This window comes from Stieleria sedimenti, from assembly GCF_025060895.1.
Classification (GTDB): Bacteria; Planctomycetota; Planctomycetia; order Pirellulales; family Pirellulaceae; genus Stieleria; species Stieleria sedimenti.
The window spans coordinates 19149-46013 of sequence record NZ_JANZKV010000141.1 but is presented as its reverse complement, the minus strand read 5'-3'; the positions used below and the strand labels follow the sequence as shown (position 1 = coordinate 46013).

At 55.4% G+C, this 26865-nt stretch carries 19 protein-coding genes; 13 read left to right on the top strand and 6 right to left on the bottom strand.

Features of this window, described 5'->3' with window-relative positions; all coding sequences use genetic code 11:
* Positions 1 to 36: 36 nt before the first annotated feature.
* The 3 genes from tnpA to NZK35_RS17860 all read right to left on the bottom strand — a co-directional run bounded on the left by tnpA (position 37) and on the right by NZK35_RS17860 (position 2558).
* Positions 37 to 366 (bottom strand): IS66 family insertion sequence element accessory protein TnpA, encoded by a 330-nt coding sequence (gene tnpA, locus NZK35_RS17870; protein WP_259633898.1) that lies wholly within the window; start codon positions 364 to 366, stop codon positions 37 to 39.
* A 445-nt stretch (positions 367 to 811) separates the two neighbouring features.
* Positions 812 to 1828, bottom strand: a complete 1017-nt coding sequence (locus NZK35_RS17865) for a hypothetical protein (RefSeq protein ID WP_259633897.1) — start codon at positions 1826 to 1828, stop codon at positions 812 to 814.
* A gap of 532 nt (positions 1829 to 2360) precedes the next feature.
* Positions 2361 to 2558, bottom strand: a complete 198-nt coding sequence (locus tag NZK35_RS17860) for a hypothetical protein (RefSeq protein ID WP_259633896.1) — start codon at positions 2556 to 2558, stop codon at positions 2361 to 2363.
* Positions 2559 to 2643: 85 nt separating this feature from the next.
* On the opposite strand from NZK35_RS17860, the gene NZK35_RS17855 reads away from it, so the two are divergent.
* Positions 2644 to 2880: a hypothetical protein gene (locus NZK35_RS17855; RefSeq protein ID WP_259633895.1), complete on the top strand. Its 237-nt coding sequence runs from the start codon at positions 2644 to 2646 to the stop codon at positions 2878 to 2880.
* A 250-nt stretch (positions 2881 to 3130) separates the two neighbouring features.
* On the opposite strand, the gene NZK35_RS17850 is transcribed toward NZK35_RS17855, so the two are convergent.
* Positions 3131 to 3829 (bottom strand): hypothetical protein, encoded by a 699-nt coding sequence (locus tag NZK35_RS17850; protein WP_259633894.1) that lies wholly within the window; start codon positions 3827 to 3829, stop codon positions 3131 to 3133.
* Between the two features lie 270 nt (positions 3830 to 4099).
* Between NZK35_RS17850 and NZK35_RS17845 the strand changes: the two genes are divergently transcribed.
* From NZK35_RS17845 to NZK35_RS17810, 8 genes are all read left to right on the top strand, one after another.
* Entirely contained in the window at positions 4100 to 5755 is a 1656-nt protein-coding gene (locus NZK35_RS17845; RefSeq protein WP_259633893.1) for a class I SAM-dependent DNA methyltransferase, read from the top strand.
* A complete protein-coding gene (locus NZK35_RS17840) occupies positions 5745 to 7166 on the top strand; it encodes a restriction endonuclease subunit S (protein ID WP_259633892.1) in 1422 nt (473 codons plus the stop codon). Before NZK35_RS17845 ends, NZK35_RS17840 begins: the two co-directional genes overlap by 11 nt.
* A gap of 57 nt (positions 7167 to 7223) precedes the next feature.
* Positions 7224 to 7742 (top strand): hypothetical protein, encoded by a 519-nt coding sequence (locus tag NZK35_RS17835; protein ID WP_259633891.1) that lies wholly within the window; start codon positions 7224 to 7226, stop codon positions 7740 to 7742.
* Between the two features lie 257 nt (positions 7743 to 7999).
* Entirely contained in the window at positions 8000 to 8698 is a 699-nt protein-coding gene (locus tag NZK35_RS17830; RefSeq protein ID WP_259633890.1) for an Nmad2 family putative nucleotide modification protein, read from the top strand.
* A gap of 29 nt (positions 8699 to 8727) precedes the next feature.
* A complete protein-coding gene (locus tag NZK35_RS17825) occupies positions 8728 to 9717 on the top strand; it encodes a DUF4268 domain-containing protein (RefSeq protein WP_259633889.1) in 990 nt (329 codons plus the stop codon).
* Positions 9718 to 9726: 9 nt separating this feature from the next.
* On the top strand, positions 9727 to 12948 hold the full coding sequence (locus NZK35_RS17820; protein WP_259633888.1) for a type I restriction endonuclease subunit R: 3222 nt from the start codon (positions 9727 to 9729) through the stop codon (positions 12946 to 12948).
* A 72-nt stretch (positions 12949 to 13020) separates the two neighbouring features.
* Positions 13021 to 14997, top strand: coding sequence for an autotransporter family protein (locus NZK35_RS17815; protein WP_259633887.1), 1977 nt, complete (start codon positions 13021 to 13023; stop codon positions 14995 to 14997).
* 1580 nt (positions 14998 to 16577) lie between these two features.
* On the top strand, positions 16578 to 17009 hold the full coding sequence (locus NZK35_RS17810; RefSeq protein ID WP_259633886.1) for a hypothetical protein: 432 nt from the start codon (positions 16578 to 16580) through the stop codon (positions 17007 to 17009).
* Positions 17010 to 17023: 14 nt separating this feature from the next.
* Here NZK35_RS17810 and NZK35_RS17805 read toward each other — a convergent pair whose 3' ends face one another.
* Positions 17024 to 17428 carry a hypothetical protein gene (locus tag NZK35_RS17805; RefSeq protein ID WP_259633885.1) on the bottom strand — a complete coding sequence of 135 codons (405 nt, stop codon included), beginning with the start codon at positions 17426 to 17428 and terminating at the stop codon, positions 17024 to 17026.
* 733 nt (positions 17429 to 18161) lie between these two features.
* Entirely contained in the window at positions 18162 to 18362 is a 201-nt protein-coding gene (locus NZK35_RS17800) for a hypothetical protein (RefSeq protein WP_259633884.1), read from the bottom strand.
* A gap of 2687 nt (positions 18363 to 21049) precedes the next feature.
* Here NZK35_RS17800 and NZK35_RS17795 point away from each other — a divergent pair.
* The 4 genes from NZK35_RS17795 (at position 21050) to NZK35_RS17780 (ending at position 26002) form a co-directional block, all read left to right on the top strand.
* Positions 21050 to 21499 (top strand): hypothetical protein, encoded by a 450-nt coding sequence (locus tag NZK35_RS17795; protein WP_259633883.1) that lies wholly within the window; start codon positions 21050 to 21052, stop codon positions 21497 to 21499.
* Positions 21500 to 21906: 407 nt separating this feature from the next.
* Entirely contained in the window at positions 21907 to 22722 is an 816-nt protein-coding gene (locus NZK35_RS17790; protein WP_259633882.1) for an EcsC family protein, read from the top strand.
* A gap of 477 nt (positions 22723 to 23199) precedes the next feature.
* Entirely contained in the window at positions 23200 to 24906 is a 1707-nt protein-coding gene (locus tag NZK35_RS17785; protein WP_259633881.1) for a glycosyltransferase family 2 protein, read from the top strand.
* Positions 24893 to 26002, top strand: a complete 1110-nt coding sequence (locus tag NZK35_RS17780; RefSeq protein WP_259633880.1) for a glycoside hydrolase family 26 protein — start codon at positions 24893 to 24895, stop codon at positions 26000 to 26002. The genes NZK35_RS17785 and NZK35_RS17780 overlap by 14 nt, the downstream gene beginning before the upstream one ends.
* Positions 26003 to 26865 lie beyond the last annotated feature (863 nt).

Below are 26865 nucleotides of genomic sequence, written 5' to 3'. Positions count from 1 at the left end.
CGTAGAGAAAAATGCCGCCAGTGGTTGGTAGCGCGATCATTGCTGCAACTCGCTTGGTTGTGGTGCCAACCGGTCGACGATGATCATCAGGCTGTTGGCATCGCAGGAAGCAAGCTCGATCTGCGTGCCACAGGGAAAGCGGACAGTGGTGCCGCCGATTTGGGGACGCGGCTGCTCGATCTGCACGGCAAGAAACGCGTCGCTCTGATCGGCGTCGTCCTGCAGCCTTTGTCGCCACCGATAGAACGATGCGGTGGAGACTTCGTGCAAATCGCAAAAGTCGGAGATGGCGAGATCGGACTGCTCGTGAAGTTGGATCAGCCGCGACCAACGTTGGCGAACGGCGGGGTCTGGCAAGCGAACCATGGAAACCTCCTGGTTACGTGAGTGAAAACCCACCAGCCTAAGCCACGCGCCAAGAATGGTTTCCTCGGGCGCTTACGTCGCCCTCCGTGAAGCTCGATCGGTCATCATCTCGCCGCGAGGCAATAGCCGCCAATTCGTGTCGGATCCTCGCGAGTGCACGCCGATCGTACAGACGAACTTGACCGGCGTATGCTGTCGGTCGGATGTCCGGGCGGGTTTCGAGCACATAACGCACTCGATGAATGGGCACGCTAAGAAGCGTGGCCATACGCCCCGACGTTAGCAGGGCTGGACCAGAATGGTCAGTCATTGGGTCAACTCCGTGTGGTGAATAATTAAACGTCCTCACCAGACGGTGTTTTGTGCGCGAGAAATTCGGAAAGTGTCGTAAATTCCAGGCCTATTCTCGTGCCGACTGTGCGCGCACGGGCGCGCACGTGATCGCCTATGGATCGATGCGATTCGGATAAATGGATGATCGCTCATCCGCTTCTTGCTCCTTCGCTAAAAGCTCAATTTGCTCGGCGTGAGTCAATTCTTTTAGTATCCCTTCTCCCTCACCGAGGCCATCATGAAATGGTTCACGCGATGGTTTCTTGTGTTTGCCGCCACCAGCCGAAACATATGGTTTCCAAGCGTTCTTGAGTGCCTTGGCACTTTTGCTGCAATCGACCAGTTTCGCCAATTCTGATTGTGATTGGACGGGGTTTCCTTTTTGGAGTCTGTCCACCAATATCCCACTCGCCTTGATCGTTATTTGCTGAGGGGTCATCGGCTTCTTGGAATAACTGCCATCGTCTTTAGCTGCACTATTTTCAGCTTGCTCAGATTCGACTTCGTCTTCGCCACGACGAAACGTGGCCGAGTCTTTCTTCCATTTCGCCAGCACCTTATCGATCACCAAGTCGATGCGATCAAAACGCGGGTCATTCGGATCGGCGTACAACAGGACCAACCAGCCAAGTTTTGCACGAACACGGTCATCACCAATAAGCCAGTCAAGCCAGTCAGGCGGCTTAGCAACGAGCAGAACACTATCACCCAATCCCTTCAAATAAAGTGCAACAAGCGTTTTTAGGGAATCGTCATTGAGGGTTGCCAAATCAATCAGTTTGTTGTTGAGATCGCGACCGCACGAAAGGCAGCGAGCTCCATTTCGGGACCATTCCACGGCTTCTTGGTAGATGGCTTCTTGGTTTTCGTCCTTACCACTGAACGCCTCGCGCAATACATGCTTCACGTCCAATGGTGATTCGTTGCCCCCTACCGTACCTTCATCGAACGGGTGACCATTTGCAACGAAACCGCCATGCTCATGCCAATGCCGAGTCACATCTGTGTACAACCGACCAACAGGGATAGTGAAGTTTTCCGCAAATCGCCAAACCCCGGTTTGGACCCATTCAGCAAACTGGTCGTCTAGGGCGGCTTGCTGGAGCCTGGTGGCAGCGTCATTATCCATTTGGTGTCTCGTCTCATTCGAACGGCAAAGATGCCTGCATCTGAAAGTTCGGCGTTCGACGAGGATCAATCGCAAATTGATACTCGCGCGATTTGTCCATCATAGTCATCTGCTCAAAGGCCCGAGCGTCGGACTCGCCGCGGCCCGAGGGCAACAAATCCAGCGGTGCTGTGTTGCGGGTTCGGGGTTGGCGGCGGCGTCCTAATTGATTGCGAAGGATTTTGATTCTGTCATCGCCATGTTCTCCGTCCTGTGCGTCGTTCCTCGTTTGCTCCGCTGCAATCACTGAAGTCGCTTCTGTAAAACGCGAAGACTGGACCCAGTTCGACGATCGCCGACCCGTCGCGTTTCGAGGGTGATGATCCGGCGATTGCGGACGGAGGAATCTCAAGCTAGCAGTGACAGCACTAGTCCAAAGCGGGTTTTGGTTTCCGATGCTCGTTGTCGCCGTAAGTTCTTCACGACCTGAAAGCCAGGTAGGACGAGCGGAAGGGAAGGAGCCCAAGACGGGACGAAGCCTCCCCCAAAGGTGTTATGAAGTCACTTCAGTAAATTGCGACTGCGAAGTCGATGACTTCTCGCTCGAAGCAACGATCGTGACGGAACCGAAAATCGATAATCGCTTCGGATACCGCCTTCCCAACGCTTTCAGCAACCGGCGCAAGTCTCGGTCGGCCTGACGGTCATCGTCGTGGTCGAGGGTGATCGTGATCTTCGGGCGGTCCGTCATTTCATCTGTAACTTGGCGAAGGATGCCCCATCGCTTCAGCCCACGGCACGCCTGAGTCGGTCACTCCCTGGACTCGGAGCGCAGGGTGCTCGGCCTCAAGCACCGCGAGCAGCTCAGCGGCAAAACCCTGGCGGCGCACACAATCAGGCATTTCGATCCACCACAAGGACGCATGTGCGATTCCCCGCTTGGGGCTGACCGTAGCGTGAACCACCGGCCCGAAACGCCCGCCCGGCTCAATGCCGAGATATACCCAGCGGCCGGAGTCAAAACCTTTCGTGATTGCGACGCGGTGAACAACCATCCGATCCGTCTCGGCTGAACACGGCTAACAACTGCCCGGCAACTCCGGATGACAAATCGGCGATCAAAACGAAGCAGCCGCTTGTGCCGCGAGGGTTGGTGAGCCGCTGCTGCAAAGATTCGAATTGATGGCTAGGTAAGTAGGTGCGGACAACGTCGCCCTGGAACCATTCTCCTTCCAATCGATGGCGTCGGAACTTCTCGTGGAAATAGCGCTCGTGGTCGCCGGGCAAAGGTGCCAAGATTTCCAGCGGTGCTGCGTTGCGGGTTCAGGCGTCTACGTGCCTCAGTACGGTCGCTCGAGAACGACGACGGATTGATCGTCGTCCTACTGTGAGAACCGCCATAAGTCCAAGTATGGGGCACATTGTGGGTTCGGGGACAGCCGTCAGCACAATGTTGTCATATCCGAGCACTCCCTCGAAATGGCCGGCGAAGTGTCCTTCGTCGAGGAAATCCAATCGCGACAGACCGGTAAACGATGGGTCGAGCGTGAATGTTTCGAAAGTCGCTGCAACGGAGTCTGTGGTGAATTGTTGAACGACGGTACCACCATCCGCCAATTGACCGGTAACGGTAATCTGTGTCTGGGTGTCGAACCCGCTGGACCACTCGGTTGCGTCGAAGCTGATCGCTGTGAATTGTCCACCATCAGTCCGTTCGATTGAGAATCCGGGCTTTTCTTCAGGCCAGTCATTCATATACCAATCAGTTCCGTTGCTCGGCCGTCCGCCACCACCAGCATACGCCGAGTCAAAGAAGTGACCGTGTGGCACGATCAGCGAAAAAATGCCAAATGTCTGATTGATGTCGTCGTCGGTAGTGAAACCACCTTCGGGGGCAAGTCCCTCCATGTCGACCGTGACGACTTCGGCGGCATTCACGTTGATACAGGCCAGAAAGATATGGCTAAGGACGATCCCGATTAGTAGCCGAAACGTCAGTGTCGGCTGCAATGAAGTGTTCATGGCAGTGTGCTCGCTGGTTTAGGATCCTCCCTGAAATCCGCAAATCTGTATGGACTGACAGTCTAACCGGACAGTAGTCCACCGTGGAGAAACTCGGCTCCCTCCAGACAGACGCCATGCGATTCAGCACTTGTTTTTTCCGGTAAATTGCTTTGCGCTGATGGAAAACGCAGGAAACTACCATCAGCATCGATTCCGCTGCAAAGGCCTCATCGGTCTGCCTCCAATCCCGTACACTGTGGAGCCTACGGGATTTGGAAACTTCGTGACATGGTGTCGTTGAATATGGGCAAGAAGAAGGCGAAGGACGCCAAGCAGGCGGCTAATTTGGGGTTCGAGGCGAAGCTGTGGCTCGCGGCCGATAAGCTGCGGTCGAACATGGACGCTTCCGAGTACAAGCACACCGTGCTCGGACTGATCTTTCTGAAATACATCTCGGACGCTTTCGAGGAATTGCACCAGAAGCTCATCGCCGGCGAAGGTGAGTACGAGGGCGCCGATCCGGAAGACTCCGACGAGTACAGGGCTGAGAATGTCTTTTGGGTGCCGCCGGAAGCTCGGTGGCAGCACATCCAGGACAACGCCAAGCAGCCCACGATCGGCAAGCTGATCGACGAGGCGATGGACGCAATCGAGCGGGACAATCCCAAGCTCAAGGGGATGCTCACGAAGAACTACGCTCGTCCTGCGCTCGACAAACAGCGTTTGGGCGAGTTGATCGACCTAGTCGGCACAATCGGGCTCGGTGACGCTGAGAATCGCTCCAAGGACATCCTGGGCCGCGTCTACGAGTATTTTTTGAGCCAGTTTGCATCGGCCGAGGGCAAGAAGGGCGGTCAGTTTTACACGCCAAGCTGCGTGGTCCGGGTGTTGGTTGAGATGCTGGCGCCGTACCAGGGCCGCGTTTATGACCCGTGTTGTGGATCTGGCGGGATGTTCGTCCAAAGCGAGAAGTTTGTCGAGCATCACGGTGGTCGGATCGGGGACATCGCAATCTATGGTCAGGAGTCGAATCCGACGACGCGACGTTTGGCGATGATGAACCTGGCGATCCGCGGTATCGACGGCGACATCGGCAAGGAACATGCCGATACGTTCCGGCGTGATTTACACCCGGACCTGAAAGCCGATTTCGTCATCGCTAATCCGCCGTTCAACGATTCGGACTGGTATCGCAACGACGAGGACGTTCGTTGGAAATTCGGAACACCGCCCAAGGGCAATGCCAACTTTGCGTGGGTCCAGCACTTCATCCACCATTTAGCTCCTGGGGCGGAGGCTGGAAAACGGACCGGAGGCAAAAACACTGAAGTGACTTCAGTAAATCCGGGCGGCTTCGCCGGGTTTGTGCTGGCAAACGGCAGCATGTCGTCGAATCAGTCGGGCGAAGGCGACATCCGCAAGGCGATCGTTGAAGCCGATTTGGTTGACTGCATGGTCGCATTGCCGGGGCAGTTGTTCTACAGCACGCAGATTCCGGTGTGCCTTTGGTTCCTATCAAGGAACAAGAACGACGGCAGACGCCGGGATCGTCGAGGCGAGACGCTGTTCATCGACGCTCGAAAGCTCGGCAAGCTGATCGACCGGGTACACCGGGAACTAACCGACGAAGAAGTCCAGCGGCTTGCGGACACGTATCACGCCTGGCGTGGTGACTTGGAGTTCTGCAATCCGAAGTCCGAAATGGAAAGCTATGAGGACATCCCAGGTTTCTGCAAGTCCGCAACGAAGGATGAGATCGCCGAGCATCAGTATGTCCTGACACCAGGTCGCTACGTCGGCGCCGAAGCGGTCGAAGAAGACGACGAACCGTTCGACGACAAGATGAAGCGGTTGGTCGGCGAGCTGAATGAGCAGTTCGCGGAATCCGCGAAATTGGAAGCTGCAATTCGGTCCAATTTGGAGGGGCTGGGTTATGGCGGGTGAGAACGGTTGGGCTCGCTGCAAGATAGGCGACATTTTTGACATCACACCCGGTTTCGCGTTCAAAAGTCGCGATTTCTCCGACAGCGGCACGCCGGTCGTGAAGATAAAGAACGTGAAGGCCGGTGAAGTTGTTCTTGATAATCTTAGCTACGTCGATCCCAAATTTGAGGAACAACGAAAGAACTACCTGATTCGGCGAGGCGATATTCTCATCACCTTATCGGGCAACCGATTCGACGGCTCAAAAGAAACCTGGGTTGGCAAAGTCGCAGAATTTCGAAATGAGGGGCGATTCTTACTGAACCAGCGCGTGGCGATTCTCCGCCCTAAACCGAACGCCCCTATTAATAGCCGATGTTGCGCTTACCTAATGGGAGCAGACGAGTATCAACATCTTTTCATCGCGATTGCGACAAGTTCAGGTGGACAAGCCAATCTTTCATCATCCCAAGTGCTCAACGCCGAGATATTAGTCCCCCCACTTGCAGAACAACAAATCATCGCCCACATCCTCGGAACCCTCGACGACAAGATCGAGTTGAACCGTCGGATGAATGAGACGCTGGAGTCGATGGCTCGGGCGATCTTCAAAAGTTGGTTCGTCGATTTCGACCCGGTCCGAGCGAAGATGGACGGTCGCCAGCCCACCGGCATGGACGAAGCCACCGCCGCACTGTTCCCCGATTCGATTGAGCATTTGGATGGGGAATTGGTGCCGAGCGGATGGGAGATTGGGCCGCTTTCAGAATTGGCCGCGGAAGGTAGACACGCAATCGCGGGTGGTCCTTTCGGTTCTAAGCTGTCCCGCAAGCACTACACTGACTTTGGAGTACCAGTCATTCGCGGTGCGAATATGAGCGGAAGTAGCAGTTGGTTCAACGACCGCGACTTCGTTTTTGTGTCGGATGAGAAAGCGACAACACTCACCACGAATATGGCGTTGCCGGGCGATGTTGTATTCACCCAGCGAGGCACACTCGGTCAAGTAGCAATCATACCCACCGATGCTTCCTTTCCCCGATATGTCATCTCGCAATCGCAAATGAAGATGACATGCGCTGAAGGTGTTCCGGGATCCTACGTGTTTCTTTATTTCAGTCAGTCGTCCACCGTGGCTTACATCTTGGCGAACGCAACCGCATCCGGCGTCCCGCACATCAACCTCACTTTTCTACGAAAGTTCCCCATCTTGATACCTGATCGACAGGTCTTGGACGCCTTTGGTGGACGCGTGGAACCATTGGTTATGAGGATTACTTCTAACGAACGAGAATCCGGCGCACTCGCCGCCCTTCGCGATGCACTTCTGCCAAGACTGCTTTCGGGCAAACTTCGTGTCGGCGACGCGATGAAACAGGTAGACGACGCGATGTCATATACGTCCAACGAACCGGCGGGGGCCGAGGCATGAGCGGTGGTCATCGAAATAAGTCTTTGTTCTCCACCGCGATCGACCGGTAGGCATTCAATGGAAAAACACGTTTTTGAGAAAGTTGATCCGCTGGTTGACACAGTCGCCGACCAGATCGATGAGCTGGTCGACGGCGACTCACTGAACGAGATCAAGAACAAGCTCGCTGACATCAGTCGCGAGTTGCTTGGGCTGTCCGTTTCCCTCGACATCAGCGTGCAGGTGTTCGACTCCGAACGCGAAAACAGCCTTCCGCTGTTGCAGACGGGACTGGCTACGTCCGATGGTGCGGCACCGCATCAAGTCTGGGGCGATTCGTCACCGCAACGCTACATTGTCGATGGGGAGATGGCAATCGTCCCACACGATCGCTGTCCGGGCTGCTGGGGACCGTGGGACTTCAAGGAACGCAATCCAGCGTGCCCCGAGTGTGGGATCGAAATGGGCGAACAAGTCAAACTGTTGCTTGATTCGGATCGTTGCCCGAACTGTGAAGCCGGCACGGTGACAGCCAGCGACCCCAAATGCTCCGAATGTGGATACTCCGTCGATCCAAGCCACGTGGCGTGGGGGTAAATTTGTTTCGGCGGACGATCCGGCGTTCTTGCTATTTGCCGAAAGTCGTAGCGTTCAGCAGTCCCAGCACGGCCGGCTCGGTCGTCATGGCGAGGAACTGCAACGGGCGGCAAGACTGGAAGATCCCGTCATCGGACAAATCGCACGCGGAATGGCACGAGGAAAAGATTGCGGCGGCAGAAGTGGCGGTCGGGATCGATGACCACGATCACTGAAGTGACTTCAGTGATTCCGAGACAGCGTTGACGAACAGTACTATGAAAAAGCGAGCTACATCCCCTACCGATTGTGGACCGCGCTGCTACGTGTACAAGGTCATTGTCGACAGTGGCGGCGCCCCTTGCGTCTACCGAAACCTGCTTTCGCTGGCGATTTGCAAGCCGGCCATTCGTCGAACGGCCAAAGTCGGTGATTTGGTCTTTGGTTTTGGTGGAAACAATGAGCAAATCCCGAATCGCCTCGTCTACATCGCCGAGATTACGGAAAAGTCCACGGGCGGTGACTACTATTACGAACCAAGGTTCGCGAAGCGACCGGACTGCATCTACCGCTGGACGGCTGGTGACGAGTTGGTCCTTAAGGACGACGCCAAGTTCCACCAACATGCCGACGCCAGACCGCGCGACGTAGGCCGGTACTCGAGATACGGAAACGCCAGCGTGCTGTTGAGCAAGGATTTCCGCTACTTCGGCGCCTCCGCAACCGACGACTGGAAGCGTTCATATCCCACAATCACCAAACTCGTAGAAGGCATGGGCCAGGGACACCGAGTCAATCATGGCCCCCGACTTAGCGAAGAATTACTCGAATTGAAAGCTGAGATGTGGCAGACGTACGCGAAGGTAAAACTGGGCGAGCCAGTTCACGGGCGAAAAAAGCAGGATTGCCACTCGGCTCCTTGCGACGAGGACGAATGTGTCGAAGTGACAAAAACGGGATGCGAGCGTGTGTGTTGACAGGACTGACTTTTAATCAGGACGAACGAATGAATCCACAACTTGGAAGGCTCGCAAAAGTCGAGATACGCGACATTTGGAAAAGCGAGCCCGGTGACTTCACTCCGTGGCTTGCCAGCGATGAGAACATCGCGTTGCTAGGGGAGACCATCGGTCTGGATCTTGAGGTTGAAGCCCAGGAGAAGAACGTAGGCCCGTTCCGAGCTGACATCCTGTGTAAGGACACCGCGAGTCAGTCCTGGGTTTTGGTCGAAAACCAACTCGAGCGAACGGACCATATCCACCTTGGTCAAGTAGTTACCTACGCGGCTGGATTGCAAGCTGCAACCATCGTGTGGGTTGCAGCAAGATTCACAGACGAACATCGCGCCGCCCTCGATTGGCTCAATGAAATCACGTCCGATGAGTTCAGTTTCTTTGGACTCGAAGTTGAGTTATGGAAGATCGGTGACTCGATGGCAGCGCCCAAGTTCAATGTCGTTTGCCAGCCTAATGACTGGTCCCGCAATGTTTCCTCCGCGGCTCGGACCGCTGGCAGGTCTTCATCGGGCAATAGCCAAATCATGCTTGAGTATTGGACGGCATCTCAAGAACTGATGCAAAAACGTGGCGGTGCCGTCAGGCCGACGAAGCCGCAAGACGGAGGTTATATGAACTTCTCCTTAGGCAAGTCGGGGATCTGGCTCAATGGCCACATTCGGGTCAACCCACCAAGCGTTTCAGTCATGGTAACAATTGGAACGGATGACTCACTCGTCCTGTTCAAATTGCTCGAAAAAGACCGAACGGAGTACGAAGCCCGCTTCGGCGGCCCGCTCGAATGGCTGGAACGTCCTTCAAGGAAACAAAAGCTGATCAAGGTGGAATTGCCCGGCGCCGATCCCGCAAATCGTGAAGACTGGCCACGTCAACACGCTTGGATTCACGAGAAACTGAACGCACTCCATGCAACTTTCTCATCGGCTGCAAGAACGCTTGACCCGGCAGATTACGAGCCCGACGAAGGTATCGCTGAGTAAGGGCGAGCGATGAGCAAACCGAACGAAGACACCGTCGAACTAGCCGCACTGGAATGGCTTTCCGAGATCGGATTCGAAACCGCACATGGTTCGACGATCGCGCCAGATGGTGACAGTCCCGAGCGTGAATCGTTCCAAGACGTGATCCTCGTTGACCGGTTGCGTTCGGCGATCGCGAAGCTGAACCCGAACCTCCCCGAAGAAGCTCGCGAGGACGCCCTGCGCAAGGTCCTGAGGCCTGATCTGCCGACGGTGATCCAGAACAACCGAGCGTTCCATCAGCGACTCAGGGACGGCGTGGAGGTCGAGTATCGGCGTGAAGATGGTTCGATCGCCGGGGACCATGCCAAGTTGCTTGGTGAAGTGACTTCAGTAAATGATTTCTTCGCGGTGAATCAATTCATTGTCAAGGAGCACGGACATGATCGGCGATTGGACATCGTGCTGTTCGTCAACGGTTTACCGCTGGTGATCATCGAATTGAAGAACATCGCCGATGAGCAAACGACCGTCGACAAGGCGTTCAGTCAACTGCGAACGTATCGAGCCGAGTTTCCAACCCTTTTCGGTTACAACGAATTGCTTGTCGCCAGCGACGGCCACCAAGCCCGCATGGGCTCCCTGACGGCCGGACGCGAGTGGTTCAAGCCTTGGCGGGCGATTGACTCGGAAAAGCCTGTGAAGGGGCTGAGCGAACTGGAAGTGCTGATCCGCGGCGCCTTCGATCCCGAGCGACTGATTCGTCTGATCCAGAACTTCGTCGTGTTCGAAGAAGACCCGGATAGCGGAGAAGTCCACAAGATCCTTGCGGGATACCACCAGTTCCACGCCGCCGCTACCGCAATCGACGCGACGATCGAAGCGACAAGTAGTGATGGCAGTCGGCAGTGTGGTGTCGTCTGGCACACCCAGGGCAGCGGCAAAAGCCTGACGATGCTGTTCTATTCGGGTTTGGTGATCTTGCACCCGGAGATGAACAACCCGACGCTGATCGTACTGACCGACCGCAACGATTTGGACGACCAGCTATTTGGGCAGTTTCAGCGTTGTCACGACATTCTGCGTCAAACGCCGATCCAAGCCGAAAGCGTTGAGCACCTGCGTGAGTTGTTGCAGGTTGGATCGGGAGGCGTGATCTTCACCACCGTTCATAAGTTTGCGGAGAAGGAAGGAGAGTTCCCACAGTTAACCGATCGATCCAACGTCGTCGTGATGGCCGACGAAGCCCACCGCAGTCAGTACGGGTTCAAGGCAAAGATCAACAAGGGGTCCGGCGAAGTGTCGTACGGATTCGCCCGGAACATCCGTGATGCACTGCCGAACGCTTCGTTCATCGGATTCACCGGCACGCCAGTCGAACTGGACGACAAGAACACGCGAGCGGTGTTCGGCGACTACATCAGCGTCTACGACATCCAGCGAGCCGTCGAGGACAAGGCGACCGTCCCAATCTACTACGAAAGCCGGGTGATCAAGCTGACGCTTTCCGACGAGTCGATGCAGACGATCGACGATGAATTCGACGAAGTCACCGAATCCGAGGAAGTCACGACGCGGGAGAAGCTAAAGACGAAGTGGGCGGCACTGGAGTCGATGGTGGGCGATGCCGACCGTTTGCGCGTCCTGGCCGAGGATTTGGTCAAGCACTTCGATACTCGTTGTGAGGCGATGCCTGGCAAAGGAATGATCGTCTGCATGAGTCGGCGAATCTGCGTGGACTTGTACAATGAGATTATCAAGCTGCGTCCCGAATGGGCCGGTTCATCAGCTAAAGCCCAGTTGAGCAATCAAGATGGCTGGAACACGCCAGCGGATTCGAACGAGCCGCAGTTGGTCGCTGAGTCGGCAGTGGGCGAGCTAAATGTCGCTCGTGATGAAGTGGCTTCACTGGATGATGCTTCCGGCGCCGTGAAAATCATCATGACGGGTTCGGCGTCCGATCCTCCCGAGTGGCAACAACACGTTCGCACGAAACGACGACGCAAGGAACTCGCGAGACGGTTCAAGGAACCCGGCAGCGAATTCAAGCTGGTCATTGTCCGAGACATGTGGCTTACCGGGTTCGACGCCCCATGTCTGCACACCATGTACTTGGACAAACCGATGCAAGGTCACGGACTGATGCAGGCGATCGCACGGGTCAATCGTGTGTTCCGTGACAAACCGGGCGGGCTGGTCGTCGATTACTTGGGGATTGGCGACTCGCTTCGTGCCGCCCTCCGGACCTACACCGAATCCGGCGGTCAGGGTGAAACCACGATCGACACCGGGAAGGCGGTCGCCGCACTACGGAATCAATACGAAATCTGCTGCGACATGCTCCACGGGTTCGACTGGTCTGCATGGCATGGCGGTAAGCCAACTGAACTCATTTCAGTGCCGGTCGCTGCCCAAGACCACATCATGGACCAGGAAGATGGGAAACAGCGGTGGCTCGCCAGTGTGAACTCGCTTTCGAAGGCTTTCGCACTTTGCCCGACGGAACCCTACGCTCATCAGATTCGCGACGACGTGGCGTTCTTCCAAACCGTCGCGGCGATGATGCGTAAGTATCAAGAAAACGGGAAGTCTCAAAGCGAACTCGATTACGCCGTTCGCCAATTGGTCGGCAAGGCAGTCGTCACAACGGGCGACGAACCGATCGACGTGTTCACGGCCGCTGGAATGGACAAGCCGGACATCTCGATCTTGTCGGACGACTTTCTCGAAGAAGTCCGCCGGCTACCGCACAAGAACGTGGCGGTCGAGTTATTGAAGAAACTGCTGAGCGACGAAATCAAAACGCGGTCACCACGAAACGTCGTCAAGGCACGAGCCTTCTCGGACATGCTGAAGCGGACGCTGAACGCATATCACAACCGGGCCATATCAACGCATGAGATCATTGAGGAAATGATCAAGCTCGGCAAAGAACTGCGTGCCGCTGCCGGTCGCGGTGATGCGCTGGGGCTCAGCGATGATGAGTTGGCATTCTACGACGCCCTCGCCGAAAACGAATCTGCTTTTGAGCTTCTCGGAGACGACAAGCTAAAGGTGATCGCCACCGAGTTGATCGTCGCCGTTCGAAAGAACGTCACCATCGATTGGGCGCTACGAGAATCCGCCAGGGCACGGATCCGAGTCATCATCCGCCGGATCCTCCGCAAGCACGGCTATCCGCCAGACCTGCAAGCGGCTGCGACGAAACTGGTACTGGAACAGGCCGAGGCGATTTGCAGCGAGACGTTTTGATAAGGCAAGACGTGACGATACTGATGAATAACTCGCCTGTATTCGGAAAGTCTGTTATCGGGGTGGCATTTCTTGGAAGCATTCTACTGGCGGGCAGTCGATACCCCAATCGTCACTTTCACGTCAGGACTCAAAACCATGCTCAAGAAACGTCGCTTGCGGCTGCCAAGGAATCTCCGACGATGTGCATTGCTCGCGGTTTTTGGGGCCCTAGTTTCAACGCAATCGGCAAAGTCAGCGGATTTGGTAGTCGCATCCAGTGCCGATTCCGGCACGGGTTCTTTGCGCGAAGCACTCGCGAATGCTGCATCCGGCGATCGAGTGGTATTCGATTTCGCGGTGAATACAACGATCACGCTTACAAGTGATCTGCCGTCCATTAACGGTGACTTGTCCTTTGCAACGAACAATCCGATTAGTGTCACCATTGATCGTAATGGGTTAGCGGCGGCCTTGGATCTGGCGAGTGGCACCATCGATCCGACCAACCTGTTTGTGATCAATTCGGTGGACGATCCCGATTTGATTGCTAGTCCCAATACGACAATCGTGGGTGACGGGATCCTGGCGGGAGACTTGACGATCCCCGGTACGCTTTCTCCGGGAACCAATGAGGCCCCGGGCACGCTCGGCACGTTTGGAGTCTTGGGAGATCTCGATCTGACCGGCGGAACACTACAGGTGGATCTGAGTTCGACGGGAGGCACGACATCTGCCGACAAGGTGAACGTATTGGGAACGGCAACATTAACGGGAGCTAACCTTTCGATTCGTTTCAACGGAAATCAATTTGTGGACGGCCAGACCTTCTTGGTCATGGATGCGGCATCGATTGTTCCGGCCTTTGCGAGTCCCACATTCGCACTTGATGTTCCAGACCGTCCATTTCTTGATTTGATTTTCGATCCATCATTGCCCGCCGATCAGCTTGGATTCGCCATTCAAGACAATGGGAATCCGTTTTCATCCGTGGTGACCGGATGTAACCAGTTGTCTGCCGTTTCGGCATTTGAGGACTTGCGAGGAATGTCCCACACAGGCGTAGACACGCTTGTGAACTCATCCGGCGAGGCAATGGTCGCGGCGGCGAATGCACTATCGGGGTCGATCTACCCGTCACTGATCGGTGCCGAAATCGTCCATATTCAAAACAACATGGAGTCCATTCGCGACCGGGTATTGCTTCAGCGGTATCCTGGCATCGAACCGCCGGCGATCATGTCGTGGGCTCGAGCCTACGGAGTCTCATCAAGTGCGGATTCCGATCACTGCCAAACGCTTGGGTATTACCAAGAATTTGGTGGCATGGAGGTAGGCGTGGCCGTTAGCGACAAGAATGGCTTATCGTCGCACGCGTTTGCGCATCTTGCCGGAGGAAAACTTGAATCTTCGGGTGCGGACCAGCATGCTGATATTGAATCCTATCGCGGTGGTGGGTCCATCGAATACACAGGTGAGTCTTTGTATCTGCTCGCCGCCGGTGGTGCTGGTGTGCAAACGTACGATGTGTACCGCTCGTTAGCCGCCATCGAAGGGTCAACGGCAGCCCAAAGTTCTTTCGATGGATCAGCGCAGTTTGGATACTTCGAGTCGGGGACCATTTTCTCATGGCATGCGATCAACTGGATACCGTATCTGGGTCTTCACGGAACACGCGTCGAGCTGGACCCCATCGACGAAACGGGGGATGTCGATTTCGCACTTTCGAACGCAGGTGGTAGCGGCGACTCAATTCGGGGAGTATTGGGACTTGGGTTGGAGCAATCAGGCGGAACCGAACTTGGCCCCTTAACCACTCGAATCCGATGCGGTTGGATGCACGAATATCTCGATCCGAACGAAGTCTTTGTCTCCAGTGTCGCAAATACGGACGTGCTGTCTCCACTTACTGATCGCGGCATCGACTCGGGACGAGACTGGGGATTCTTACGAGTGCAACTCGACCTATTCCGATTTCTGGGAGGCCGAGCGTCGCTTGCCTATCAGGGGCAAGCCAACTCGCGATCGTCTTTCAATGCACTGGCCGGCGGAGTTCAGTGGGTTCGCTAAAGCCGTTAGAAATGGCACCAGCAATTGTGGCTCGCACTCCATCCGACAGCGTCGAGCAATCGAAGTCTGCCACTGTTGAAGATGCAGCGGGCTGGCCTCGATTCTAGTTCAAGGCTGCCGCAATTCGGCGATGTGCCATCGTCCACTCGGATGGTAAATCCGTCAGTGTTCGACGCGCCAGCGTGTTCGCCGAAGATCGCTCATTGACGGCTGGTTCTTAATTATCTTGCAAGCTCGTACCGAACTCGTCGGCACGGGCTGAACCCAACCTGCTTGACCAGTTCCGCCGATCACCGACGACGGGCTCCAGGTCGACTCAGCGACTTCATGAATTGTCGCCCTACTTTGGTGGCGTTGGTTTCCGGAGCGTAGGCTACTGCATTCCTTGCAGCAATTGAGGCCCAAGACGCTGCGAAGATGACGGATCTCACCTGGCAACAGTTCGAGATTCTGAGCCAAACACTGAAGTCACTTCAGTAGTTTTGACCCTGCAAAAAACGCGAGTTTGGAGTTGGTTCGATTCGAAAGTGCTCGAAATGACCACCTACACAGCCTCGAGCACCGGGAAGTTGAACCCTCGACAAAGAAGCATCGGCAGTGCGGCTTCACTCAACTTAAATGGGCCTTTCTAGGTGCAATGGTCATGAAGGACGGCATCGCGGCCAGTATTTGGTGTTTGTTTTTGCATCCAAGGCCATTGGAAGGTATCTATTGCGAAGCCAGTTCATAGCCTTCTTGGAACGTTCGACCGTTGCCACGCCGTAGAACCAAAACTGCACCCCCGACTCACCAAACACTCAAGAACGTCTCATTCGAGAAGATGGTCGCGTGTTGGCTTATGAATGACGGATGGGAAGTCTACGCACCAATGCTGGACCATGGGCACAAGACCGATTTGCTGATTTCTGACGGACCCAACTTCCATCGCCTGCAAGTTAAGACCTTTACGTCAACTCGCGACAATCAGCAAATTCAGAACTGCTGGCAGGGAAGCAATGTCGACTATTTGATTCTGTTTGCCCGAAATGGAGACTGGGGAGTCCTAGCACCAGCGTTTCAAGACCAGTCACGCAGACTACTCCATGAAACCCACCTAAAATTCAAATCGACGAAGCGGGACTTCTTGCGGCAATTCCACCAGATCTAGAATCGACTTGAACCCCAAACAGACGTGTGTGACGATCCATCGATAAACCGAAGTCGCGGACGTCGCCGTTTTTGGCAATGGAAAATCAATCTCCGTAACTCGGCTATCGCGGACGACTGTGCATCGAAAACATGATTCCCAATCTACTAGCGGCAGCCTTGGCATTGATTACGCCAGAACTCATCGACACCGTAAAGTCCGACCTTAAGGTCACGCTTGGGTCTGTGTCGCAAACGCGATCTGGTTTTCTCACTGTTGTCGGCCCGAAGGAGCGGGCACAACGCAAGATAGGCACGCACCAAGACGCCACATTGCAATTCCGCTACCGAGGTCCATCTAAACGAACCTCGAAACTTTCGTCCGGTGGATTCGTCCGCCAGATAGTCCTCAAGAAGCACGCAATCTTCTGTGCGTATTATTGAAGATGGAGTCGGTGAAGGAAATTGTCGTAAAGATTAAATCGAATCCCGGTGAATCCACCCATGACGACAACGGCGCTCGCGGTTACATCAACATTGCCAACGTACCACTGAAAGACATTGGCATTACGGCTACGACGCTTCAGACACGTCGATTGCGTACTCGGGTTAAGGAAAATCCACGTGCACTGTTGGCGGAGATGACAAAACAGTCTGATCTGGCCCCACTTGAACCGCGCGTAATAGCACCAATCAATGGCCTTGTTGGATTTCGTTCAGACACCGGCAATTTCACCTTTAAGCTGTTCGTGGCGGATGCATCACCAAGACCAGACAGAACAGAAGTACTGGGGCAAACAGAAGCCGCGTGTCAGCTGAATTTACATCAGGTTGACTTGCTCGTGTCTTCACGCAGATCACAACGGCTGTGCAAATTCCCGCGGTGACTGGCCTGCAAAGGTCAGTATTCCACGCCAGTGTAATCTTCGAATTCACGTTTGGTCATCAGCCCCTTTCGCACCGCTGCCCTTCCATCCCGCAGCACGAACTCCTTCGCATCCTCATAGTGCTTCTGCCGGCTGTAGGAAGGCGTACCCAATGCAGTTCGTGGCGCCGATGAGACTGATCGTGGCGTGTAAGTCTGGCGTGTTGGTGTTCGGTCGTCGTCATCACCATTGAACGCTAGAACAAGTCCGAAGAACAATACTGCTGCTCCAGACATTCCACCTGTGAGAATCATGGTTTCAAGGGTGTCTTTCTTTTGCTTTTCGACCATTTCCGCCGTGAGGGTCACTCCGCACTTCGGGCAAGATTCTGCGAACTCACTGACGCTTTTCTTGCACTCAGGACATGGGATCATTGCCATTACGGAAACCTCAAGTAGGGCCGGGGGGGGTGACTTCAATACGAGCCTGCTTTGCTTTTCTTGAGGGGGCAATGGTCCATTGCACGCAATTTGATCGAGTCTTCGTTCACTCGCGTTTCCAAAGGGCTTTTCCGTCATAACCGATAGCCGATGACGCCTTAACCATCTTCGATGATTCGCGAGGTTTCCCAGCTGCGTACCAGGGGAGCATTGTGGGACGATTGCAGAATTCGAGACTTGGGACTGACAGTGAATTCATTGTCGAGATCGAGCAACCGAAAGCCCGAATGGGGCGCGTCAGTGAATTTCCCCCAATCATTTACGGAAAGCATTTTACTGAAGCGAGTTCAGTTGACACGGAGTCTTATTTCCGCTCGGTGATTTTGAGATGGCGATATTCACGGATTCTCGAAACGACCGTCTGCCGCCAAAACGCCGCATGACTGGACGGGAGGTAACTCAGGTACCAGGAAACCGAAAACCGGAATCGCGGTTCAAAACCTGCTGAGAATTGGGGCCCCTCACGCTTCTGTGCCGTTTCACTCGTCCCCAATGTCGCCCTGCATTGTTTAACGCCAACTGGGGCGATCTGGTGTAGCCGCTCGCTGGTCGCAACTCGAGTACGCTCATGACTTTGTCGAGGACATCGCGTCTTCTACGTAAGTTGCCTGGGACGACGATCAATCCCCGATGCAAAGCAAGCGCATATCGCATTGCCCACCCCGACATTCTTTCACCATGAGCCCGCATGGGCGTCACGCAGCGGGGCGACTTTATCTTGCAAGCCCGGACAGTAGGTGCGAATCGCTCGCTTGTATCCGAAGCGTTTATAGACCTTCGGATCCGTCACGATCGTCGCTTCGAGTGAGAAATCATCGAATTCTTCGTCGCAATTTACTGAAGTGACTTCATGACACCTTTGGGGTCCAGCCATTCACATCTGCGGAGGTAAACCATCCACCGCGCTCGTCGCCGGGATTCACGTTCGGTTCACGTCAGAAACGAGCCGATCATTCTTCGCTGGAATCGATGAATTGAATGCCAAACTTGCAAACGAAGAAGTGTTTTCCCATAATTTGCCGGCTCAAAAGTACTGAAGTGACTTCACAACACCTTTGGGGGGGCTCGGCCTTTCTTGGGCGTCCTCCCTTGCGCTCGACCTACTTGGCTTTCGGTCGTCAAGGATCTTGCCAGCGACAACGAGCATAGAAAACCAAACCCCGGTTTGGGCTAACGATATTACTGCTAGCTTGAGATTCCTTCGTTCGCAATCGCCGGATCATCACCCGTGAATCGCGACGGGCCGGCACCCGCCGAACTGACACCAGTTTTCGCGATTCACTGAAGTGACTTCAGTGAAATTCGTCCCGAAAGTCGCTGCAATGACGAGGGCTAAGCAGCTGGAAACGCCACAAGCCGGGACAGGGGGTAACTCAGGTACCAGCAAACCGAGAATCGGATTTGCGGGTCAAAATACTGCGACGAATGGGGCCCCCTTTAGCAACGCAGGCGAAAACGAATTGGTTCGATTGCGTACCAGCCGGCGAATGCGACCGCTACGTGGTCGAAGCGGCTGGTCGTCGGGTCGCCAAGCGCGATGGCCTTGGATGAAGAATGACCAGACCGAATCGTACGGCCAACCGTCAGGGATGGTAGGAGTTCCTCCCCGTGCATGTGCGTCAAGCGAAGACGACATCGCTTTAGCCTTGCCCGACTGTGGGCCGGACTCGTGTGCGTTCCAGCGGCCCTCGACGGCACTCAGATGCCACCGGCGGAATCTGATGGCGTCACGCTCGGACTAGCCTGTTCCCGCGAAGTAACAAGCACTCAACGAATTGGAACTGGCCGTCCGGCCACCACGTGAAGTGCGGCGGGTGCCGTCGCCTGTGAAGCGACTGGGCCACCGGGATTCGCAGGCAGGGACACTCCCCGGGGCATCCCGCACCGAATCACGCTAATGGCGGTCGATTACCTCAAGGCAATCTTGTAGTCTCGCCTCACGTCTGCTGACACGATGCCAGCCGGCGGGCGTGGGCGAGAAGGGCTGATCTGGCCTCGGAGTTGAGCGAGTCCCAAATCTCCTGCAATGCCGCCAGATCACTGTCCTCGTGCACCGATGACACCACCGGTGACACCACCGAAGAATCGGCAGGTCTATTTCCCCGTGTTTTAGGCGGTTGTTCGCACGCCTCCTGGGCGTGCCAGTTGGCCGACGAGGAGGTTGGGGTCAAAAAATGGACGGATGGTCGCTGGCACCATTCATCAGATGCTTTCCCCTGTCGAGATGGCAGAAAAATAGGGGGCAGAAAAATGGGTGGATGCGGGTAGAAAGGGGGACAAGAAAATGGGGCGTGGAGAGATCTGGGCGTCGGGAAGCTGAGCGGCGTCTGCGTGTGACTGATTCGGCCGATGGGGAACTTATTCGGGCGATCCATTTTCTTGTCACCTACTTTCCAGTCGTTCCGCCTCACGGCGATTCCATTTTTCTGCCCGCCATTTTTCTGCCATCCCAATCCGTCGCACTTGCGATTTGGTGGCACCATTCATCCTGTCACCGCCTAAGCTGCAGAGTCTTCGGACGCCAAACTGCTGCAACCGCTGCAAACCGTGCTCGTATCAATTGAGACGGTTGATTCGGCCCCGACAGATGATTGGCCCGAAGCAATGATTCGACGAAAACTTGCTGTCCGGGGTCGTCCGAATGGATCGACGGATTGGATTCACCCTGTTTGCCGAGGTGTAGGGAGGGATCAATCTGCAGTGCTTCTGAATGTCCGTTTTCCCCACATCGTGGCAAGCTCACGGTCCGATCATCATGCCCTAGATGAGTAGCATTCGCTTGGAAGCGTGGCTGCCGTCAATCCCTTTACCTCCCAAAGGATTTCACGGATGAATCGTTCCCTGTATTTTGTCGTTGCCGGATTATTAGTCAGTTCACAAGTTGGATGTCTACACCGCAGCACGCGGAAGAGGTCGGCACACACCCACTGCCATTGCGCGAATCACAATCACGCGAACCAACATCGATTTGCAAGTAATCGAATTCCCCGTTTGCCAACTCCCCCGCCGCCAAACGATGCGGCCGTCGATCACGAAGACCCAATCGAGGTCAAAGTCCGCACGTTCGATTCCATTCTGGTGCCAATGGACCACAGCACTCGGATCGCGGAACTCCAATCGGATCCTGTGACGCAGGGCCGCTCTGACGAACTGCCGATGTTCAACGCGCCGACGAACACTCGTTAGGCACCATGCATCAGATGCTTTCCCCCTACCGAGATGGCAGAAAAAGTGGGGGCAGAAAAATGGGTGGGCTGCAGGCAGAAAGGGCGACAGGAAAATGGCTGACAAGAAAATCGGGTATGGGGAGATTGGGACGTCGTTAAGATGAGATGCGTCCGCGTGTGACTGAGTCGGCCGATGGGAAACTGCTACGGGCGGTTTATCTTCTTGTCACGTATTTTCCAGCCGTTGCATCTGCCGGCGATTCCATTTTTCTGCCCGCCATTTTTCTGCCATCTCAATCAGACGCGTTTGCGATTTCGGTGGCACCATTCATCGCCGTTGGAAGACTGACGAACAAACGCGAACTGTACCCCCCTTCGAGTCACGGAGATTACATTGGCCGCCGAACCGTCTGATCTGAATCCATACGCTCCACCTTCGACGGTTTCTGACACGCCCCTGATCGACGCGGCTCCGTCTCAAACGCCTTGGCTGCGTCGATTGATTGTGGTGCAAGCAATCGTGATTGTCGTATCACTCGCCGTCGAGGCGTACGAGCACGAAACGATTGTCGGTTCCGGCCCGATCTTCTCGCTCGTTGGGCTGATCATCGCCATTTTTGCTTTTCGAAATCGCGATCACGCCTCAATGATTTTTGGCAGTTCCGCAATCGTGTTCGCATCGCTCATCGTGTTCCTAATCAATTACAACTCGTGGGGACCTCCACAAGGGGATCGTCCGATCACCATCCTGTCGTTCATTTACGCCGCGTTTGCGTTGCCGTATTCGGCCTGGTTTGTGTCGACGCGATCTAAAGCGGCGGAGAACCATTCATCCATTCATTAGCACCCGGTTCGCTACCGAGATGGCAGAAAAATAGGGGGGCAGAAAAGTGGGTGGGACTGCGGGCAGGAAGGGAGACAGGAAAATGGCTGACAAGAAAATTCGGCATGGAGAGATCGGGGCGTCGGGAAGTTGAGACGCGTCCGCGTTTGGCTGAGTCGACCGGTTGGAAACTTTTTCGGGCGATCCATTTTCTTGTCACGAATTTTCCAGCCGTTCCGACTTTCGGCGATTCCATTTTTCTGCCCGCGATTTTTCTGCCACCCCGGTTTTCTCTCGCGGTAGCGCACCGGGATTTTCGCCGGGAGTCCATCCGGTCGCGTCCGGTTGTGGGTACGTTATAGAGGGCGGGCCCGGTCGACGATGCCGGGCGAGATTGATCACCAACCGATTGAGTGACTGAGACTGAGATGACGAATGATTTGATCCGCGTCGGGCTTTCGGAAGAATCGTTGAGCGAATTGCGTGAGGCCAAGCGGGTGCTGGAGCACCACGGGATCGCCGACCGTCTGACCGAATTGGTCGGGGCGCCGATCACGGCGTCGTTGAAGATGCTGCCCGATGCGGCCGAAGGCATGATCCACAGCGCGATCGAAAAGTCGCTGCGGGTGGCGCTCGATGCCGCGGTCAAGACGCTCGGTGAGGGAGCCGAGAAGGGTCGAAAACCCAAATTGTTGACGCACAAGTTGTTGGCAGGGCTGAGTGGTGCCGCCGGCGGGGCGCTCGGTGGGGCCACGATCGCGGCGGAACTACCGGTCTCGACGGTGTTGATCTTGCGAAGTGTCGCGGACATCGCCCGCAGCGAAGGCGAAGACCTGGCCGAGATCGAGACGCGTCTGGCGTGCCTGGAAGTCTTTGCCCTGGATCCCGGTAAGCCGTCGGACGTCAACGACGATACCGAGATCGGTTACTTCGCGGTCCGGGCGGCGATGGCAAAACAAATCAAGGACGCATCGCAGTACATCGTCAAGAACGGCTTGGCCGATTCAGCCGCACCGCCGCTGGTTCGGTTGATCGCACAGATCGGCAAACGATTCGGGATCGTCGTCAGCGAAAAAATCGCCGCGCAGGCCATTCCCGTGATCGGTGCCGTTGGCGGGGCACTGATCAACAGCTACTTCATCGATCACTACCAGGACCTGGCCCGGGCGCACTTCACGATCCGACGGCTCGAACGCACCCACGGGGAAGCACCCGTGCGCGAGGCCTATCGGCGGCTGGACTGAGACGCGTTGGTCGCGCTGCCGTTCTGGGATGACTGGTCCTCACACTGGTCCTCGCACCGTCCACTCTGTTGATGAGTGCGATCGAACGCGTTGGTTGGTCAAGAAATGCAACGGTGTCATCAGAAAAATCGACCGCATTTAGGGGCGTGGTTCGTCACTCTAGGTTGCGTCAATGGATCTGTCTGGTTCGTTCCGGTCGCTCATGAACGAGCAGTCTGAACGGTCCAGAAACGGGAGCACGTTGGAGTTGCTGCAGTACCTCCCCACAATTACCGGTTAGCGGGGTCGTGGTACACGCAAGTAGGCGGAATGGTCGTGTGCAGTTGTTGTGACGACAGCCACGCGGTGATCGGAGGAGTGTTCGCAATTGCGGGTGTGAACTCAGTTGAAGCTGGCGTGAGAATAGTTACAGTGGGCGATGGGGCCGGCATCTATGGCTATGAACACCTTGACTCGTAACCGCTGCTGCGCAACCAAGTGAGCACCTCAACTTACAGGCCCGCTGGTGAAACCGGATCCGTTCCGGGCACGAATCCGTCGTTCGGGAAGCGTTCGCGGGATCCGTTACAAGACTCCGTTGAGACGGAGACGTGGTGTGAACCGGCAGCGGAATCTGACCGAGAGTATCTGGTCAATGTCCTTTCGAATCGGGAACGGAGGACATTACTCGTTTTGATCGCCGGCTGGTTAACGGGTGTCGTCTTCTTTTATCTCTGGTGGTTTGATGGCACTCATGTGGCCGGTGCGTTCAAATTCGCGCTCAACACCTTGCTGGTCACATGGACTTCGGTGATTCCGGCATATCTGTTGTTCTTTGTCGTTCAGATGAAGCGGGTCAATCCACAGATTGCCATACCGAAAACGTGGCGGGTGGCGATGGTGACCACACGTGCTCCGTCGGAGCCGTTCGAAGTCGTTCAAGAGACGCTTTTGGCGATGCTGGATCAAGCGTATCCGCACGACACCTGGTTGGCGGACGAAGCCCCTAGCGACGACATCCTGCAGTGGTGTGCGGACCGAGGCGTTCGCGTTTCGACACGAAGAGATTCACCCGAGTACCATCAGCGAACTTGGCCACGACGGACCAAATGCAAAGAGGGGAATCTGGCGTATTTCTATGATCATTTTGGATATGAGAAGTACGACTTCGTTGCCCAGTTAGATGCGGACCATGTGCCCGAACCGGGATATCTGGAGGCCGTGCTTCGTCCATTTGTTGACGATTCGGTGGGTTACGTCTCTGCGCCGAGCATCTGTGACAAGAAGTCAAACTCCAGCTGGTCTGCGCGGGGGCGACTGTATGCCGAAGCAATCATGCACGGTCCGTTGCAAGCGGGGTATTCCAACGGTTTTGCGCCGCTGTGCATCGGTTCGCACTACGCCGTCCGAACGGCCGCCTTGCGTGAGATTGGTGGCCTCGGTCCGGAGCTTGCCGAGGACCACAGCACCACACTGATGATGAACGGTCACGGTTGGAGAGGAATCCACGCGCTCGATGCCATTGCTCACGGGGAGGGACCCCCAACATTTGCGGACTGTGTAACGCAAGAATTTCAGTGGTCGCGCAGCCTGATGGTGTTGCTGCTGACGCTGTTGCCGAAGTACTGGCGCCGGCTTCCTTGGAAATTTCGGATACAGTTCCTGTTCAGCGAACTTTGGTACCCCTTGTTCTCCGTGTCGATTCCCGTGGGTTTGGTGTTACCAGTTTGGGCGATCGTTTCAGGTGAGCCCTGGGTGGAGGTCAGCTACATGGACTTTGTTGTCCATACGCTACCGCTGTGTCTGTTGCTGCTCGCCATTCAATCGCATTTAAAGCAACACAGAGTCTTGCGTCCAATCGATAGCCCGCTGCTGAGTTGGGAGGCCGCGTTATTCCAGATCGTGCGGTGGCCCTGGTCGTTTTACGGTTCGGTCATGGGGGCGTACATGTCCGTGCGTCGCCAAGTTGTTGAGTTCCGCGTCACACCGAAGGGCGGGACGAATCCGGTCTCGCTTCCGTGGCGCGTGCTCTGTCCGTATATCGCGGTTTTGCTTCTTACGTTTATTCCAACGATGGTGATTTCGGAGGCCGGACGCGCCTCCGGCTATTATTTTTTCATCATCTTGACGCAGGTATTCTACGCGATTGCACTCTTTTCCTTGGTATTGATTCATCAACATGAAGTCTCAAATGAAAAACGATAGACGGCTTGCCGTGCAGATCGTCAGCCTTGTCGTTTTGGCGGTCCTGCCCGTTTCGATGATTGCCGTCAACGGTGCGCGCGCCTTTTACGGAATCCTTTCCGAACCGTCCGGGAAGACGCGTGATGCAAGGGATTCTGTACACGAGAGCGATGGGACTGACGTGATTGCGTTGAACCTGAATGCGGCGACGAGCGAGATCCCTGTCGATTCCATTGCCGCTGAAGCGATTCCCGAGGGAGATGACACGTTGATTTTTGGTGTTTATGACCCCGACGGGGAATTCGAACGCGACCGCTCGTTGCGATTGCGACACGTTTATGTTTCGTGGGCAGACTTCGATCGAAATACGTTACTTCGATCACTCGCTGCGATGGAAACCCGAGGATTTCAAATTCTACTGACGATCGAGCCGTGGCCCATCCCAGGTCGCGGTGACGATTTACTGACGGCGATTCTGTCGGGCGGCTACGACCAGACGCTCGAAGAACTGGCCGGGATTTTGGACAGTCTGAATGGGCCCGTCTACGTTTCGTGGGGACATGAAATGGATCAAGATTTGACGGAGCGGTATCCCTGGTCTGGGACCGATCCCGATCAATTCGTTCGTGCCTATCGTCACGTCGTCGACTCGCTGCGCGAGAACACTAAAACCGAACTCCGCTGGATTTGGGCGGGGGTGATGAAGGAAGGCAGCTTGCGTTATTGGCCTGGTGGGGAGTACGCGGACTATGTCGGCATGCCGGTCTACAGCTATCCGCGATGGGATCAAAAGACCTATGGATACATCCGCGATTTTCGCACAACGTTTCAAGAAAAAGCGAAGGTCGTGGAAGAACTCGACGTCCCACTCTTGATTACGGAACTCGGTGTCAGCGGCAGCTCCGACTTCGAAGCCTTCTGGTTGCACCAGGCGTTCATGGGATTACGCGACTACGAGAAACTGAAAGGCGTCGTCTTTTTCTACGCGGAGGACGTCGAGGGGGCTTGGGGCAGCGATGTCGCCACACCAGATTGGAGGGTCCATCCAGATTCGATCCGCGGATTGGTGGAATGGGAACTTCGCCAATCAGCGCCGCAAGGCCCGAGCGGCCAATAATTGCGGTCTTGCGATGTCTGATCGAGGTGCGTCTCACTCACCGTTAAACTATTGAAAGTAGACGTATGGTCAGATCAAAAACGTTGCTGTCGGCGTGTCTGATCATGTTATCGCTCGTGGCAGGTCTTTTTCGTTCTCAGTGGTTTTGTCATTGCCTACTCAATTGGCAATCGCCAATTGTCGGGGCGTTATATTGCAAACTTTGCTCTCCGTAGGTCGATTCGATTGGATCCACCCTACTTGACCACAAGTCAATCTGCTGTGGGCGTCCGACCAGTCCACGGTCACGACGTTGTGCCTTCTTGCAATCGGGTTGACCACGAGCATCTTGGGCGCCGAATTGATGTATCGATTGTTCGAATTGCCGAGCGTACGGCTGAGTCAGAATCTGAAACACCGATCAAACGATCGACCATCAACAGCTTCATCTCGCTCGCCCCCACCGCTCCCCATTCCGTCGACGCTTGAGGAGGCTGTCAGCGGTTGAGTTGCAGACGTCCGACCTGTCATCTTGGCACCCGTCGCACTTGCTAGCATTTCCAGGCGCCGTCGCCCGTTGTGTTTTCTTCCTTCGTCTCGCGTCGCCATTGAAAAACGAATAAACAGCCTGGGTAAGATTTGCCGATTACCGAGAGTGTACGGACTAGCTTCCTCGACCGTTTTGCGCTGCACCAATCCTGATGCGCTCCTGCAACTTTCGATGCGTTCTTCTGCTGGCGGCGATGGTCGTTTGTGGAGGCGGGTGCGCGACACCGGCGATGTACCGCAAGAGTGCCGACTGCGACGTCGGGCGTATCCTGTCGCAGAAAGCGTCATTGGCTCCCGGCTACGCTCCAGAGCGGGCCGTGGCCCCTCCCGTAGCC